The following is a 14,724-nucleotide window of genomic DNA, read 5'->3' as shown; positions in this document are numbered from 1 at the left end:
TGCTGTAGGTTACAGGCTTAAGCTTACTCGCTGCGCCAAATGTGTGCAAAGTACGGCTTCAATGATGTAAGTCACCACCCCGGCAAATAGAACTCCGTAATCCCCCGCTTCCCCTCGGCCCGCCCCAGTTGTACGATCACATCGATGGACTTGCGGATGTACTCGCGCACCTCGGCGAAGGTCAGCGGCGTTCCCGCCTGCAGTACCATGATCGCCAACCGATCGATGGCGAGTTCCGCGGTTTCGGCGTGGATGGTGGAGACCGAGCCGCCATGACCGGTGTTGATCGCTTCGAGATAGGTCAAGGCCTCGGCCCCGCGCAGCTCGCCAACGATGATCCGATCGGGGCGCATGCGGAGGGAGGCCTGCAGAAGGGCGTTGGCGCTGCGTTGCGACCCGGCACCTCGGTCGGCCAGAAGGGCGACGGTGTTCGGCTGACCAGGGAAGAGTTCGAAGGCGTCTTCGATGGTGATCAGCCGTTCGTGTTCACTGACATGGGTCAGAAGGTGGCGGGCGAAGGTGGTCTTACCGGTCGAGGTGCCGCCGCTGATCAGGACGTTGAGCCGCGCCTCGACAAGAGTTTGCAGTGCGGCCTCGAGGCTTTCTTCGGCGAGACTGGCGATGTTTTTCATTTTCTCGGCGCGGAGCGCATCGAGCGAGACGGCCTTGCCGAAGAGATAGGCGGGGGCGTAATCCTGGACGCTGCCCGAGGCGAAGAGGCGGATGGTGATCGAGGCCCCGCGATCGATGGCGGGTGGCACGGCGACCTGGACCCGAAGCGGGCGGCCGGCATATTCCACCTTGCCGGAGACGAGGGGGTTCTTTTCAGAGACGCGGGCCTTGGCGTCGCCGACGATGGTCTGGGCCATGTTGAGGGCGGTGGTGCGATCCACGGTCTGACCTTCGTGGCGCATGGTGGCGTCGCCTGCGACCTCGAGCCAGACCTTGCCGTCCGGGTTGATCGCGATCTCGACCACGTCGTCACGCCTTAGAAGGTCGCGGAACGGGTCGAGATATCGCTCGAGGTAGGAGGATGGTGACGCCTGATCCATCAATTCGGTGATTCCGGTAATATTGAACCTGGTTTCGCTGCCTCTCGCCTGCGGCTCGAACGCGAAACCTGATGCTTCTTTTTCATTGTGAACCGGAACCCCCGTAGATCACCACATCCCTGTCCACGAGCACGGTGACCGAGGCACCCTGATCGACATAGATCGTCGGTGCGATCGAAACCTGCTCGGCGATGACGGACCCGACCGCATCCTGCAGGTCGCTGCCGACATCGCCCAGGACGATGCTTGTCGTCTCGTTGTTGGCACTTTCCGCCGCCACGGCCGGTGCTGCCCCGATCACGGAAATCAGCGCCGCGCCACCGAAGCGCTCGGCGAACTTGGTGTCCACGAGACCGGTGAGGCCTGAGCGACCGAGTTGATCGCCGCCCACGGCGGAGATTTCCATCGAGGTTCCGTCCGGTGTCAGAACGCGGGTCCAGAGGATTAGGATGCGCTTCTGGTGCATCTCGATGCCGGAGCGGTATTGGCCAAAAAGGCGGGAGCCTCGGGGGATCAGGATCCGGTCCCCGGAAAACGCCGGGACCGGCTCGGAGACGACCGCCACGACAGACCCGGGTAGATCGCTGTTGATGGCGGTCTGGAGCGCGGCCTGGATGACGGACCCTTGGGTCAGCGTGCGCTCGGGATGGGTGAGGCGGGCGGCTTCTTGCACTTCGAGCGGTCGCGCGCTCTGCAGGAACTGCTCGTTTCCTGACAGGACCGGCTCCCCGGCGACAGCGGCCGCAGTGTCGGCCTCCGCCGCTGCACTTTGGCCACCACGCGGACCGTCTGCGTAGACCACGGCGGGGGATTTGATCTGCGCGGTCAAAAGCTCCTCGGCGACCCGTTCGGCCTCGCGCTGGCGCTGCTCCTCTTCCTGACGCCGGCGCTCTTCGAGAAGGCGCTGGTCGGCGATCAAACCTTCGCGGTCCAACTCTGCCTCCAGTCCCTCGCGCTGCGCCCGTTCGGCATCGAGCAAGGCTTGCAGCCCTTCGATGCGGGTATCGGTCTGGCGCTGCAGGTTGGCCAGCTCGGTTTCCTTTGCGGTCAGCGTCGCTTCAAGCGCTTCCTTTTGTTCGTCGAAGGCCTCGCGCAGGTCTGCGACGGCGGACTGGATTTCCGAGTTGCGGGCAGCCTGGCTGGCGGCGAGGGCCTCGCGGAGCTTGGCGATCTCGGCCAGCACCTCGGCGCTCGGTTCCGGGGCAGGGGCGGCGGGCACGTCCAGCGCTTCCTCGACAGCGATCAGCGCGTCATTGACCCTTTGCTCTGTCTCATCGGGTGGAAACTCCAGCCGCCCGCCGGTGCCGGGGCGGCGGTCCTGAAAGGTCTCGACATCGGAGGTCTCAAGCGCGCTGTCACTTGTCCGAAGCCCGGTGGCCAGGAAATACGCGACGCCGGCGCCACCAAGGGCGAGGGCGGCGGCGAGAGCACCAACCCCGAGGCTGTTGGCCCGGTGTTTGGATTTGCCGCGCTGGCTGAACTGGTCGAGGCGGTCCTGCAGATCGGGAGGGGTTTGATCGGCCATGGTCAGTTGCTCACGTATATGGTGCGCTCGTCGCGCCAGGCGCAGATCACCTCGTCGCCAATGCGTAGTGTCCAGTAGGTGTTCACCCCAAGCACCCGGACCGTGTTGCCTTGCTGGGTCCAGTTCACCGTGCGTTCGCGGCCCTGGTCATCGGCCTTGAAGAGGGCAGGTTGGCGACCGTTCTCCGGGAAGACGAAATACGTATAGCGCCCGTCGTCATAGATATGGCTGGGGCGGAAATCCCCTTCGCCCGAGACGCGGTAGTTGTAGTTGCGCGGGGCCTCAAAGCCCTTGGGCTGGGTTGCACCTGCCGTGCGACGCTCTTCGTCCGGGTAGCGGAAGCGGACCTCGAAGAACATGCCGGTGCGGTTCGGGATCGAGCCCTCGCGCAGGTGGAAGGAATAGGTGCGGCGGTTGGTGATCACCGTCATGTTGGTCGAGGCATTGGCCACATGCGGTTTGATGGTCAGCACGTTGCCAAGCTCGGGGATCGGGTCGACCTGGAAGCTTTCGGTGTCGCCGACAATCACCGCCTCGAAGCGCTCCCCCGCCCCAAAATGGATCGTCGTTGAATGCCGAAGATCGGTTTCGATCCTGTAGACCTGGTTCTCATTGTAGACGGCGGTGCGAATGCGGATGTCGAGCGGGCCGCCTTGCGGGGTGGCCTCGGCGAGGGCGGCAACAGGAAGGGCAAGCGCCAAGAGGACCATGGTGGGGAGCGCAGGTAGAGATCTCATTTGGGTCAATTCTCCAGGGTCTCGGCGTCGACGCGGTAGGAGGTCACCACGAAGCCCAAGGGGTTGGCCCAGACGTCCTGAAGGCGCTGGCGGGTTTCGGGTTGGAAGTCGTAGCCGACGGTGGCCACGTAGGATCGGGTCACGGTGCGGGTGTCGCGGGGACGGCGCAGCGTGCGGGTGAAGCGGACCTGGGCCACGCCGCGCTCGATCTGATTCACGGACTTGATGACCACTTCGATCTTGGCGTCACGGCCATATACGGTGATCGGATAGTCCTCATTGGTAGATGACCAGAGATCGCGCAATGTGCGGGCGGCATCGCCATCCGAGCGATCGAGCACCGAGTTGATGCGTTGCTCGCCATCTGTCAGGTCATAGGTCTCGCGGTCATCGACATAGGCCACGAGATTGGCCTGGATGATGGCGTCGCTTTCGGAAAGGGTCAGCGCCTGAACAGCGGCGACCCGGTCCATCTCGCCGGTCTCCTTGTCGACGACGACGACGAAGGTTTCGGTCGATTTGAGCGGAAAGAGGCTCGCGCCCGCGACCATGCCGGCCACGCCGACCAGCACGCCGGCCGCCGCGACGAACCAGGCGAAACGCTCGCGCCGCCGCGGCCCGTAGATGAAATCCGCTTCAAACGCGTCGCGGTCAGGCGCGGAGGAACTAAGTACCTTCTTCTTCAAGTCAATCGTCTTTCACATCAGGGTTTGCGGAAGGCCTTGGCGGCGGAGAGGAGCGCGCCGGGGCTTTGCCGGATCATCTCGCCGGTCTTCACCACGCCCGCATTGGCCATTTGGTTCAGCTCCTGCGGCGATTTGCCGGTGACGAGGCGCGAGGCAGCACCCGTGCCATACTCCCGCGTGTTCACGAAACCCTGGCGCGCGAGGCCGGTCAGCCCCACGGCATTCGAGGCAATGCCGACCACGCCGGTGAGGTTGGAGGCGATGTAGGGGACCGAGGCCATGATCCCGGCGCTAAGGATCAGGATGACGAGAAAGGGCAGGATGAGGCTGACGGTCTCGACATCGCCCGGATCGGCGGAGGCGTCCCCGATGGCCTCGGCGATCGCGACGATGATGCCCGCGGCCCCTGCGGCGGCGACCGGCATGAGCGCATAGCCGATGGTGGCGCGAGTCCAGGCCTCAAAAAGGGATTGCGTCGGTTTAAAGAGCGAGGTCACGATCATGAAGGGAGCGATCACGATCATCAGCGCGAAGACAATGCGGGCGAAGGCGATGATCCCTGCGGTGACGGCGGCGAAAACGGCGGAAAGGACGAAGAAGATGGCACCGAGGACCGCGCCGAAGACCCAGCCCGCGCGATCGCCGATCGTGTCGCCATAGGCGGTGATGCGGGCGACCATGTTGTCGAGGCTCTCATAGACGCCGGCCTCGTCGCCCGAGCCGGTGAGCGCAAGGATCGAGGCTCCGACGGAGTCGGGCACGCGCGTGACGATGTCGTAGATCATGCTGAAATTGTCCCAGCTCTGCGCGAAGATCCCCACGAGCGCGATCTTCATGCCGAAGGCAAAGCCGGTGCCGAAGGGCAGGGGGCGGAGTTGCATCACCGCGTTGATCCCGAGGAGCACGACAAGGAGCGCGGCCCCGGCAGAAATCACGTCACCGACAGCACCTGCCGAGGAGACAAAGCCGTCCTGCGCCACGGTATCCACCGCCGCGTCGACCTGGCTCAGGATGTCGCGAATAACACCCATCTACTTTACACAGGCCTCCGCAACTTGCGCCTCGAACGCGTCGGCCTGCGCGTAGAGATCGAGCACCTTGAAGGGCAGGCGTGGATTGTCCGAGGTCTGGAACCGGGGCAGGGCGATGAGTGCCTGGTCCCAGGTGAAGTCGTCCAGCAGGCAGGTGCAGTTCTCTGTGGCCAGTGCCTCTTCGGCGATCAGGATGCGCAGGATCGCGCGGTAACCATTGCGCAAGTATGCGGTCTCGGCGAGATCCACCGGGGGTTTGGGGACGCGGCACGCATCGGCGTCATCCCGTGCGATTTCCATCGAGGTGAAGGGACGATCCTGACCCAAGGCCGGGTCGGGCAGGACGAGGAGACCGACCGGCAGGGCAAGCGAAAGGCTGAGGAGGCCAGCTTCCATCAAGGTGAAACAGCTCGGGGTGAGTTTGGACTTGCTCATGGATCCACCGCCATCGAGCGGAACTTGCGCTCATCTGCCAGCGTCGCGGCATCGACAACGCCGAGTTGACCGGCACTGACGCCCTGGGCCGCTTCCAGCCGCCAGATCTGGGTCAGGATGATGCCGAGCTCGGCGGTGACGCGGGTATTGAGATCGACGGCGGCCTTCAGCCCGTCCTGATCGTCGATGAGCCCGACCATGGTCTCGAGCCGTTCGAGGCTTTGACCGGCCTCCTCGTGGCTTTCCTGCGCCGCGACCGACAACATGGCGCTGGCCCCGGCGGAAGCGGCGATGCGGTTGTCGGCGGGTTGATCAGAGCCCGAGAGCGTGCTCAGGCGCTCCGAGGTGAAACCGCTGCCAGACAGCACCCGCTCGACCGAGGCCGAAAGCTCGGCGCCGGGATTGAACCCGCTCAGAAAATCGCCACTCGCCAGCGACTGTGCGGTATTGAGGGGCGCAACCAGCTTGCCGCGGAGCGCGCGGAATTCTTCGACCGTGGCAAAAAGCTCGCCCAGCCCACTGCCTTCGATCAAGGAGGTCAGCTGCGCCTCGAGGTTCGTCAGTTGCGACAACTGGGTCTCCAGTTCCAGCCGCATGGTGGCGAGCTGCTGCATCTGGACATTCAGGTCCTCGGCCATGTGCTCGAGCTGTGCCACGAGCTTACCAAGCTGTGATCCATCGAAGGTCGGCACGCCTTGGGCAGCAGCGGGCGAGGCAAACCCGAGTGTGGTGACCGCAGCTACGGTCAGGAGAAGCTGTCTCATTCGGGAACTCCCATCTGCATGAAGTCGCGCTCGGCCAGCCGGTCGGCGACGAGGTGCTGCGCATAGGCCGCCTCGCGCTGCTGGTTGGCGGCCATCAGCCGGACGCGAAGGTTGAGGATGCGGCCGATCTCGGCCTTGGCGTAGGTGTTGAGCTCCCAGGCCGCCTTGGCATTGGGCTGCGCATCGATCTGCAGGATGATCGCGCGCAGGCGATTGATCACCTGTTCGGTGGTGGCCAAACTGTCGGCGGCGTAATAGACGCCCGCCTCGGAGATGCTGGCATATTCGGCCAACGCAAAGTCCGAGGGCGAGAGTGTGCCGAGCGCGTCGGCGCCGCCCACCACGGCGAGGTATTCGTTGTAGAACTTCGAGATATTGCGCACGTAGCCCTGCGTCTCGGCAAAGGGTGGCACGCCGCCATATTCAATGACCCGGCCCGGCCCCGCGTTATAGGCTGCGAGCGCATGGGGGATATTGCCGAAGCGATCGAGCTGGGTCGTGATATAGCGCGCGCCGCCGCGCAGGTTGTCCTTCACGTCATAGCGGTCAACGCCGAGGTCGGAGGCCGTGCCGGGCATGAGCTGGGTCAGACCATAGGCGCCGACCGGGCTTTGTGCCGCGACGTTGAAGCGGCTCTCCTGCTTGATCAGGGCCTGGAAGAGGCAGCGCCACTGGGTGGCCGAGAGACCGGCGCGGGCCACACCGGGGGCACTCGCGAACTCGCCCGCAACTTCGACGATCATCATCTCGACGGTCTCACGGCCTTCGCCGAAGAGACGGCTGTTCATGGGGCTTGGATCGGTGTTCGGGTAGACCGCCGCCACCCCGAAATCCGCATTGCCCTCGAGCGCGCGGATATCGAAGCCGGGACCAGTAATTGCGGCGGTCATCTCCTCGAGGACGCGCAGCTGGTCGGCTTGTACGTCCGCCAGAGTGGACTCCGTCCGATCCTTGTCCTGCTGGACGCCCAGATCCTCTGCGAGCGCCGTCACCCGCGCGATCGCGCGGCCGATCGCGGAATTGTCCTGCGTCGGCACGCCCTGGGCATGCGCGGGCAGGGCACTGAGGCCGAGGCAGAGCCCGGCGGATATGATCGCGGCGCGGCTCATTCCGGACGGGGCAGGAGCTCGAAGCTGCAGTCGGGTTTGCTTCCTTGCTTAACCGGTGCGCCCATGGTCGAGAAAGAGAGGGCCGCGCGCGTCACCCGCGGTTCGCCATTGCGACCGAAGCAGGGCGAGGTTTGTTCGGTGTATTTCTCGCAAGCTGAGAGAAGGACTGCTGCGGCGGCGCAAAGCATAAAGAGGGGTTTCGAACTCATAGCACATTTCTCCAGAAATTGGGATTGGCGCGCCAATCGGCGGGTACGCGGGCCTCTCCGGTGGCGCCGCCGCCAAGGATGGGGAGGAGGGTGCCGAGCGCGGAGAGGTCGGCATCGACGAAGACGCTGTCGCCCGCCGAGCGAACGAGCGCGATGCGCTGGCCGATGGTAGGCTGGACGAGAAGAGCCGCCTCTTTGGCGTTCACGCGCAGGAAGTCGTAATCGGAGAACGTGGCGCGATCGTTCGGGAAGAGGATCTGGGTCGGCACCGTCTCGACGATGGTCTTGCCCACGCGGCTGTCGCGCAACTGGCTCGGATATTGCGTCATCATGATCACGACGCAGTTCATCTTCCGAAGCGTGACCAGCCAGTTTTCCAGCCGCGCCCCGAAGTAGGGATCGTCCAATAGCTTCCAGGCCTCGTCGAGCACGATGATGGTGGGTCGGCGGTCTTCGACCACGCGTTCGATCTGACGGAAGATATAGGAGAGCACCGCCATGCGCTCGGTGGTCATGTCGAGGATTTCGGTCATGTCAAACCCGACGATGTCGCCCGTGAGTTTGAGGCCCGCGCCGCGCTCGGGCTCGTCAAAGACCCAGCCATAGCGTCCGCCCGGGGCCCATTCGGCAACGCGGGATTGCAACTCGCCGTCGTCATCGAGCGACTGGAACAGCGTCTCGAAACTGGCGAAGCGCTGCAGCGCCACGCCCGCATCGGCGTTCTGCCCGACGGCACTCTGGATATGGCGAGATTGCTCGCCCGAAAGTGTGCCATTCCGTGTGAGAAGTGTCGCAAGCCAGTCCGAGAGCCAGGCGCGGCCGCGCTCGTCGGTCTCGGTGGCGAGCGGGTTCAGCCCCGTGGGAACACCGGCACGGATTTCATTGTATCGCCCGCCAAGGGCGCGGACGGCCATCTCGAGCCCGCGATCCTTGTCGAAGAAAAAGAGCCGCGCGCCGACCCGCTGCGCCTGCGCCGCAAGGAAGGCGGTGGTGAGCGTCTTGCCCGTGCCGGTGCGCCCCAGAACGAGGGTGTGTCCGACGGTCGGTTCCTTGGCCGAGCTTCCCGCCTCGTGGAAGTTGAAGCGGTAGCCAGAGGTGCCGACTGTCGGCAGAACCGAAATGGTCTGGCCCCAGGGCGACTGATCCGGGCCGCGCCCTTCGACACTGCCATGCAGGGCCGCGAAGTCGGCAAAGTTGATCGAGGAGATCGGTGTCTTGCGGGCGCGGTAGCCGAAATTGCCGGGGGATTGCGCGAAATAGGTGGCTTTCAGCGCCATGTTTTCGCGCACGATCACCGACATGATTTCCTGTCCGACGCGCTTGATCTGGGCGGCTGCCCGTTCAAGCGTGTCGCGGTCAGGCACATAGACGGCGATGGAGAGGTGATGGTCGCCGAAGGCGATACGGCCTGCTTCCTGGTCGTCTGCGGCCTGGCCCAGTTGTTCGCGCAGGGAGACGGCGGCATCGTCGGAGGCCTGCATTTGGCGGATGATGCGCTGGATGCGTTCGGCCATGATGTTGTTCGGGATCGGGCTGAAAGAATTCGTCAGCACGATGTCGAGCGGCAGGTCGAGCGCGTCGAGGAGCGTCACGTCGGTGAGGGCCGGATAGGTCTTCATCGAGAAAAGTGCGCCATATTTGACCTGACCGGTCACGGCATCGGTCAGGGTGACGACGTCGCCGTCAAAGGTCGCGCGGCAATTGCTCAAGGTATGTGAGAGGGGCAAGGCGCTTTGCCCGAAGGCGATGGGGGAGAAGCTGCCCGCGTTCAGCGTGTTGAGATAGCCCAGCCATTCGCCTCCCTTGCGGGTCAGCCGCACGGGATTGGCCGAGGCAAGTGCCACCTCGAAGAAGCCCATGACCTCGTTCAGCTCCTGCAGGCGCGTCGCGCGGTCCTTGACCCAGGCCTTACGGGCCAGCGCCCGCAGAAGCGGAATGCGCGCCGAGATATCAGGCCGCCGAATGACGCTGAGATAGAGTTGGCGCTTGGCCGGGCGCAGGTCTTTCACATGGTCCTGCCAGCGCGCGTCGATCGCGGCGGCGAAGCTGTCTCCCTCGATGGGGCGCATTCCGAGATCCTGCGGCACGGAGATCCGGTGGATGTAGAAGCCGAAGGCATTGCCGGTCTGAGCGACGATGGCGGCAACCGCGCGCTTGAGCGCATCGAGCCGGGTGTCTTCGCTGGTCATCGGATTGAGGCCATCAAAGCGCAGGCTCGCCATGAGGTCGCCCTCGCGGAGCACCATGACATCGTCATCGGCAAGGGCAAAATACGGCAGGTGTTCCGCGAGATAACTCTCCCGCGCGAACGCCCCGCCGCCAGCCTGAAGCAGAGCGGTTCCGTGAGTGGAAAGTGTGCCCGTATCAAGCGCCAAAGCTGTCCCCTCCATGCAGGGTGCGGTTCTTCGTCGGGCGCACCGAACCGTAGGAGACGCGCAAGACCTCGAAGAAATGCGGCTCGCGGTCGGCGACAAACCAGAGGATCGGATAGGCGATGATACCGATCAGGAAGAAGACCATAGACTTCGTCCAGATGAACGGCAGAACGACCCCGGTCGCCAGCACCACGAGGTATCCGACAGGGAGGCCCAGATACTTGGGCGGTCGGGCGAGGCCCAGAAAGAGGGGGGATCGTTCTGCCATAGGGTGATATTCCGGCTTAGAAGGAAATGTGTGTCCGGAGAGGGACCCGAGGCAGCGTTTGCGAAGCACAACGCGTTCGGGTCCCTCGTAGGACGCTATTTTGCCGGAATGTCACGAGAAGCCGTCGACGATGGTGCCAGCCGAGAAAATCAGGACGATCCCGATGATGACCGAGGCAAACCAGCCCCAGTTGAGGCGCCCCATCATGCACATGAAGCCGGTGCCGATGACCGCGAGCGTGGCGACCGCAATCCCGATCGGACCGGTCAGCGCGGCCTCGACGGTTTCCAGCATGGTCTGGATGGGTGACAAGTCTTGCGCGAGGGCGGGCGTTGCGAAAGCCGCCAGGGTTGTGGCGGCAGGCAAGAGGCGGCTGAGGCGATGTCGAAGCATGCGAAGTTCCCTTGTTTTACTGAAGATCGATGAGGACTGGCGCGCGGGCTGGCACGCGGGTCGCGACACGGATGTCCGGCGCGGAAACGGATGTGCCCGCGAGTCGGGCCCGGATCCGGTGGATGCGCGCGATGTAGTCGCGGGTCTCGGCGAAGGGTGGAATTCCGGAATATTCGACCACGCGATGCGGCCCGGCATTGTAGGCCGCGAGCGCCAGATCGATGTCCTTGAACGTGGCGATCTGCGCGAGCAGATAGCGTGCGGCGCCATCGAGGTTCTGGGACGGATCGCGCGGATCGACTCCGAGGCTGCGGGCCGTGTCTGGCATCAGCTGGCCAAGACCGTAGGCACCCTTGGGGCTCACGGCAGTCGGATTGTAGCTGCTTTCGGCCTCGACCAGCGCTTGGAAAAGGACCAGCCAGTCGTCCTCATCGAGGCCGACCTGCCGCAGGGCACGGTTCCCCTGGTGCCGGTCAGCAGTCGTGCGGATCAGGGAGAGGATGTCGTCGCGGCCAGACGGCGGTGTGGCATCCAGCGAGGCAAGAACCACCCCGGCCTCAGCGCTATCACTCAGCCCCACCCACGCAGGCCGCGCGCCATGAAAGGTCCAGCCCGAGGTCCGGGCCGCCCCGTCACGGCCAAAGGCGATGACGTCAGCCGCGCTCCTCGAGGGTGATGCTGTAATCAGGACCAAAGCGCAGATCGCGCCCGTCACCGAACTCGAGATGATGTTTGAAGAGCCCTGGCCATATGTTGAAATACCGCGGCTCCGGACCGTGCGGGGTGATCCGGGTTGAGACCAGAATGGCTTCCGGTTCGCCCTCGCGCAGGTAGATGCACTGGTAGCGCGGCTTGCCATCGTCCGTGAACCCCACGAGTTCATACCGGCAGCGGAACGCGATGCCCTTCTCGGACAAGTCTTTGACACCGTCTATGGTGATCAGGATCTGGTTGCGCGCTATCGGCATGTTCGGACTCTCCCCACGAGAGCCCTTCTACTTCACGACACTAAGGCCATAAAGTTATATAGAGTCAATACGACATATTGCAGAAAACTACATATTGCACGATAGTTGCCGCAACTTTTGCGGGAGAGTGGCATGAGACGACAAGTAATGGCGGCGATAATCGGGGGTTTGGCAGGCTTCGGAGCCCCGGAGAAGGCGCAAGCCTATGACATCGACTGCGCCATCATGCTCTGCATGGCGGGTGGTTTCCCCCCGAGTGCTGTCTGCGCGCGGGCCTATCGCACGATGATCCGCCGCATCACGCCCTGGCCGAGCCTGCCGCCCTTCGGGGTATGCACCTTTGCCCATGTGCCGGTCGAGCTGGGCGGGCCCGGCGGCGAGGGCGAGCTCGACACCAACCTGCCCGAATACGAATGGCTGAACCGGACCCATGTGATCTGGTTCACCGGGCGCTCCTACGAGCCGCGTGACGAGCCGCGTCAGTGGGACTGGTCGATCCGCTCCTGCGATCGTGAGAACCGGACCTGCCGCTATATCCAGCGGGTCTACGGGTCCCACACGCCCTGGCCCACGACATTCGTCTCGGAAAGCGGACAGGAGATCGCCTATCCGAGCGGTGGCGGCCTTTGGCACTTCTATTCCCGCAGCATCATGGTCGAATTCGGCGACTACGAGGGCAACATGGGTCACTCGGAGTGGTTTTCCTACTGATGCTGTCTGTCCGACAGTTTGAGTGACACTGGCCGTACTATGACAAGCGTAGGGTCGTAACTGTCAGGATCCACGAATTGGCGGCGGCTCACGCTTCCATCATCCCAGCGATAGTCGGTGAACACATGGGTTTCCTGCGTTCCGTCGATGATAAACCCTTCCAGGAAGGGCCAGCCAGTCTTTCTCTTCGCCATGTACCCGCGCCACTCGTATCGTTCTTGCCGTTATGTCTCTCGCGTTGGGTGACGGGATCAAAGCCTCAGGAAGCGCACTAGCGTTTCGCGAAGAGTTCTTCGGGGTCGACATTGAGCGCCTTGGCGATGCGTTCGAGAAGGTCGAGGGAGGCCGCGAACTTGGCGTTCTCGACCTTGCCCATATGGCCGCGGCTCACGTCGGCCCGATGAGCAAGCTCCTCCTGGCTGAGGCCGCGGGCGCGTCTCAATTCCTGGATGTTCTGTGCTACACGGTCCCGCAAGTTCATGCCCGCGAAACGGACACGATGCGCGAAATGTCACCACGCGATATATGTTACATTCGAAGGTGCTGAGAAGAAATCTGGGAACGGCGCGAGATCGCCGGAATCGGATGCCTGCCTTCTCATCCTCCAAAGCCTTCAGCTTGGCCGCATCAGACACTTCCATGCCGCCATACTTGGATTTGAATTTATAAAATGTGCCCTGGCTGAGACCGTGCTTGCGGCAGACCTCTTCCGTCGGCATCCCGGCTTCCTGTTCTTTGATCATCCCGATGATCTGCGCTTCTGTAAAACGGCTCTTTCGCATCTGTTTGCTCCTTCAAGAGGTTGAGCAAACTCTACATTAAAGTGCGGGAGGTTTCGGGGGGCAGGTCACTAAGGGCGCGATATCGGGGTGTTTTGTTAACGAATGCACGGATACCGGAACACACTTTTTGGCGTGCCACAGTCACGGGTTGTCGACATCCGCGACAAAAGCCGTCAGATCCGCGTTGAACCGATCCGCGTGTTCCAGATGCGGCAGGTGACCGCAGCCATCATAGAGACGTTTGCGAATGGCATTTGTTCCCTGCTCGAGGAATCGCAGGTGATGCATTGGCGTTAGCTTGTCCTGCTTGCCCCAGATCACCATAACCTGCTGGTCGATTTCGCCCAGCCAACCATGCAGGTCACGCACCAGTTCACGGCGGAATCCGAACAGGTTCGACAATCCACGCAGGGTCTTCAGAAAGGCGCGTTGCGCCCCTGGCATGCGGGCGAAGGCCAGTCTTGCGCGCACGAGTTCATCGGTCACCAGGCTCTTGTCATGAACGACCTCCCCCATCAGCATCCGCATCCCCAGCGGGTTCGGCCAGGTCAACATTTCTCCCAGCCCCGGCAGGGTCGAGAGCCGGAAGAGAATGTAGGTCTCATAGCCGATCACTGCAGGCGAGACGAGGGTCAGCGAACGGACCCGAGCCGGCTCTGCGCGCGTGAGCCCCAATGACAGCCGTCCGCCCATCGAGTGCCCCACGAGGTGGAAACTTTCGAGCCCGAGTTCCGTCACGAAGGCCCGCAGAAACGCGACCTGCGCATCGAGCGACAGGTCTAAATCGGCGGGCTTGTCGGTCCTGCCGCAGCCCGGCAGGTCCACCGCCCAGACCCGGTATCGCTCGGCGAGCGGGCCGATATTGCCCTGCCAGTCCTCGATGGACGAATAGATCCCGTGGACGAGGAGCACCACCGGACCGGACGTGCCGACTTGCCGGTAGCGCGTCCTCAGCCCCATGATATCGACGTAACGATCTTCGCTCATGCAATGCTCCTCGTTTGTCGTCAGAACCGATACGACACACCCAACGTGACCGTGACCGGATCGAGCGTCAGCTTTGAGCCCCCCACCACCGGTCCGGCCCCAGTGGGCGCTGTGAAATCTGTTTCGGTTTCCAGCCAGGATTTCTTGATCTCTGCAAAAGCGCCCCATCTGTCGTCGATGGCGTAGTCGACACCGGCGACCAGCACCGTGCCTCAGCCGTTATCGACCGACACGTCAGCAAGCGCCGCATCTTCTTCGTCGAGGATCAGCCCATAGACCGCACCTGCTCCGATATAGGGTGATACCCTGCCGTCGGTGTTGAAATGGTAGCGCAGGGTCAGGCTTGGGGCGCCATAGGTGACATCGCCCAGATGCCCGAACGCCTCAAGCGAACCGGCACCGTAAAGGCTGGTTGTCGCGGGAAGGCCGAGGCCCAACCAGACCGAAATGTCCGGGCGAAAGAAGTACCCAACCTCGAAAATGGCTGTGACATTGTCGTCGATCCGAGCATCACCGCCTGGCACTTCTACGCCGCCTATGCTGACGGTCGCGGCCTCGTCAAAGAACACACCCGTCAGCCCGGCCTTCAACTCGATCTTGCGATCCGAAAAGTCCTGCGCCTGAGCGCTCTGGAGCGCCGCCACCAACGCAATCGCGGCCATAGCGGGTCGGGTCAATATCGCTTGCAAAGT

The 14,724-nt window shown here is 63.3% G+C and carries 16 protein-coding genes and 2 pseudogenes; 1 reads left to right on the top strand and 17 read right to left on the bottom strand.

All coding sequences use genetic code 11. The features are described from left to right. Positions 1-71 precede the first annotated feature (71 nt). The 13 genes from virB11 to MHM88_RS20960 form a co-directional block, all read right to left on the bottom strand. Positions 72-1,052 carry a P-type DNA transfer ATPase VirB11 gene (gene virB11 / locus MHM88_RS21020; RefSeq protein ID WP_180888392.1) on the bottom strand — a complete coding sequence of 327 codons (981 nt, stop codon included), beginning with the start codon at positions 1,050-1,052 and terminating at the stop codon, positions 72-74. An 82-nt stretch (positions 1,053-1,134) separates the two neighbouring features. Continuing rightward, a complete protein-coding gene (locus tag MHM88_RS21015; protein ID WP_180888393.1) occupies positions 1,135-2,577 on the bottom strand; it encodes a TrbI/VirB10 family protein in 1,443 nt (480 codons plus the stop codon). Between the two features lie 2 nt (positions 2,578-2,579). Then, positions 2,580-3,314 (bottom strand): TrbG/VirB9 family P-type conjugative transfer protein, encoded by a 735-nt coding sequence (locus tag MHM88_RS21010; RefSeq protein ID WP_180888394.1) that lies wholly within the window; start codon positions 3,312-3,314, stop codon positions 2,580-2,582. A 5-nt stretch (positions 3,315-3,319) separates the two neighbouring features. Next, on the bottom strand, positions 3,320-4,000 hold the full coding sequence (locus MHM88_RS21005) for a virB8 family protein (protein ID WP_180888395.1): 681 nt from the start codon (positions 3,998-4,000) through the stop codon (positions 3,320-3,322). A 17-nt stretch (positions 4,001-4,017) separates the two neighbouring features. Further along, complete coding sequence (locus MHM88_RS21000) at positions 4,018-5,031, bottom strand: type IV secretion system protein (protein ID WP_180888396.1); 1,014 nt, start codon at positions 5,029-5,031, stop codon at positions 4,018-4,020. Further along, positions 5,032-5,466, bottom strand: coding sequence for a hypothetical protein (locus MHM88_RS20995; protein ID WP_239368750.1), 435 nt, complete (start codon positions 5,464-5,466; stop codon positions 5,032-5,034). After that, positions 5,463-6,230, bottom strand: a complete 768-nt coding sequence (locus MHM88_RS20990; protein ID WP_180888397.1) for a type IV secretion system protein — start codon at positions 6,228-6,230, stop codon at positions 5,463-5,465. Before MHM88_RS20990 ends, MHM88_RS20995 begins: the two co-directional genes overlap by 4 nt. Continuing rightward, positions 6,227-7,339: a transglycosylase SLT domain-containing protein gene (locus MHM88_RS20985; RefSeq protein ID WP_180888398.1), complete on the bottom strand. Its 1,113-nt coding sequence runs from the start codon at positions 7,337-7,339 to the stop codon at positions 6,227-6,229. Before MHM88_RS20985 ends, MHM88_RS20990 begins: the two co-directional genes overlap by 4 nt. Before the next feature lie 205 nt (positions 7,340-7,544). Further along, positions 7,545-9,938 (bottom strand): type IV secretion system protein B4, encoded by a 2,394-nt coding sequence (locus MHM88_RS20980; protein WP_180888399.1) that lies wholly within the window; start codon positions 9,936-9,938, stop codon positions 7,545-7,547. After that, positions 9,913-10,191: a type IV secretion system protein VirB3 gene (locus MHM88_RS20975; RefSeq protein WP_180888400.1), complete on the bottom strand. Its 279-nt coding sequence runs from the start codon at positions 10,189-10,191 to the stop codon at positions 9,913-9,915. The genes MHM88_RS20980 and MHM88_RS20975 overlap by 26 nt, the downstream gene beginning before the upstream one ends. Before the next feature lie 111 nt (positions 10,192-10,302). Then, the gene (locus MHM88_RS20970; RefSeq protein WP_009574106.1) at positions 10,303-10,584 is read right to left on the bottom strand and encodes a TrbC/VirB2 family protein; all 282 of its coding nucleotides are present in this window, start codon (positions 10,582-10,584) and stop codon (positions 10,303-10,305) included. 16 nt (positions 10,585-10,600) lie between these two features. Continuing rightward, a complete protein-coding gene (locus tag MHM88_RS20965) occupies positions 10,601-11,278 on the bottom strand; it encodes a lytic transglycosylase domain-containing protein (RefSeq protein ID WP_239368748.1) in 678 nt (225 codons plus the stop codon). Next, positions 11,238-11,552 carry a hypothetical protein gene (locus MHM88_RS20960; RefSeq protein WP_008335576.1) on the bottom strand — a complete coding sequence of 105 codons (315 nt, stop codon included), beginning with the start codon at positions 11,550-11,552 and terminating at the stop codon, positions 11,238-11,240. The genes MHM88_RS20965 and MHM88_RS20960 overlap by 41 nt, the downstream gene beginning before the upstream one ends. A 132-nt stretch (positions 11,553-11,684) precedes the next feature. Here MHM88_RS20960 and MHM88_RS20955 point away from each other — a divergent pair, with 132 nt between their 5' ends. Continuing rightward, the gene (locus MHM88_RS20955) at positions 11,685-12,263 is read left to right on the top strand and encodes a hypothetical protein (RefSeq protein ID WP_152460878.1); all 579 of its coding nucleotides are present in this window, start codon (positions 11,685-11,687) and stop codon (positions 12,261-12,263) included. Between the two features lie 271 nt (positions 12,264-12,534). Here MHM88_RS20955 and MHM88_RS20950 read toward each other — a convergent pair whose 3' ends face one another. The 4 genes and pseudogenes from MHM88_RS20950 to MHM88_RS20935 form a co-directional block, all read right to left on the bottom strand. Then, positions 12,535-12,744, bottom strand: a complete 210-nt coding sequence (locus tag MHM88_RS20950; protein ID WP_152460876.1) for a helix-turn-helix domain-containing protein — start codon at positions 12,742-12,744, stop codon at positions 12,535-12,537. A gap of 100 nt (positions 12,745-12,844) precedes the next feature. After that, positions 12,845-13,045, bottom strand: a pseudogene (locus MHM88_RS20945) (transposase); the annotation flags it as partial. A gap of 141 nt (positions 13,046-13,186) precedes the next feature. After that, positions 13,187-14,032 carry an alpha/beta fold hydrolase gene (locus MHM88_RS20940; protein ID WP_040179405.1) on the bottom strand — a complete coding sequence of 282 codons (846 nt, stop codon included), beginning with the start codon at positions 14,030-14,032 and terminating at the stop codon, positions 13,187-13,189. Between the two features lie 20 nt (positions 14,033-14,052). Then, positions 14,053-14,694: pseudogene (locus tag MHM88_RS20935) on the bottom strand (OmpW family protein). Between the last annotated feature and the right edge of the window lie 30 nt (positions 14,695-14,724).

It is taken from the genome of Epibacterium sp. MM17-32 (assembly GCF_022348205.1).
Classification (GTDB): Bacteria; Pseudomonadota; Alphaproteobacteria; order Rhodobacterales; family Rhodobacteraceae; genus Epibacterium.
Note: the sequence above shows the minus strand (reverse complement) of the source record. Positions and strands in the feature narration are given on the sequence as shown.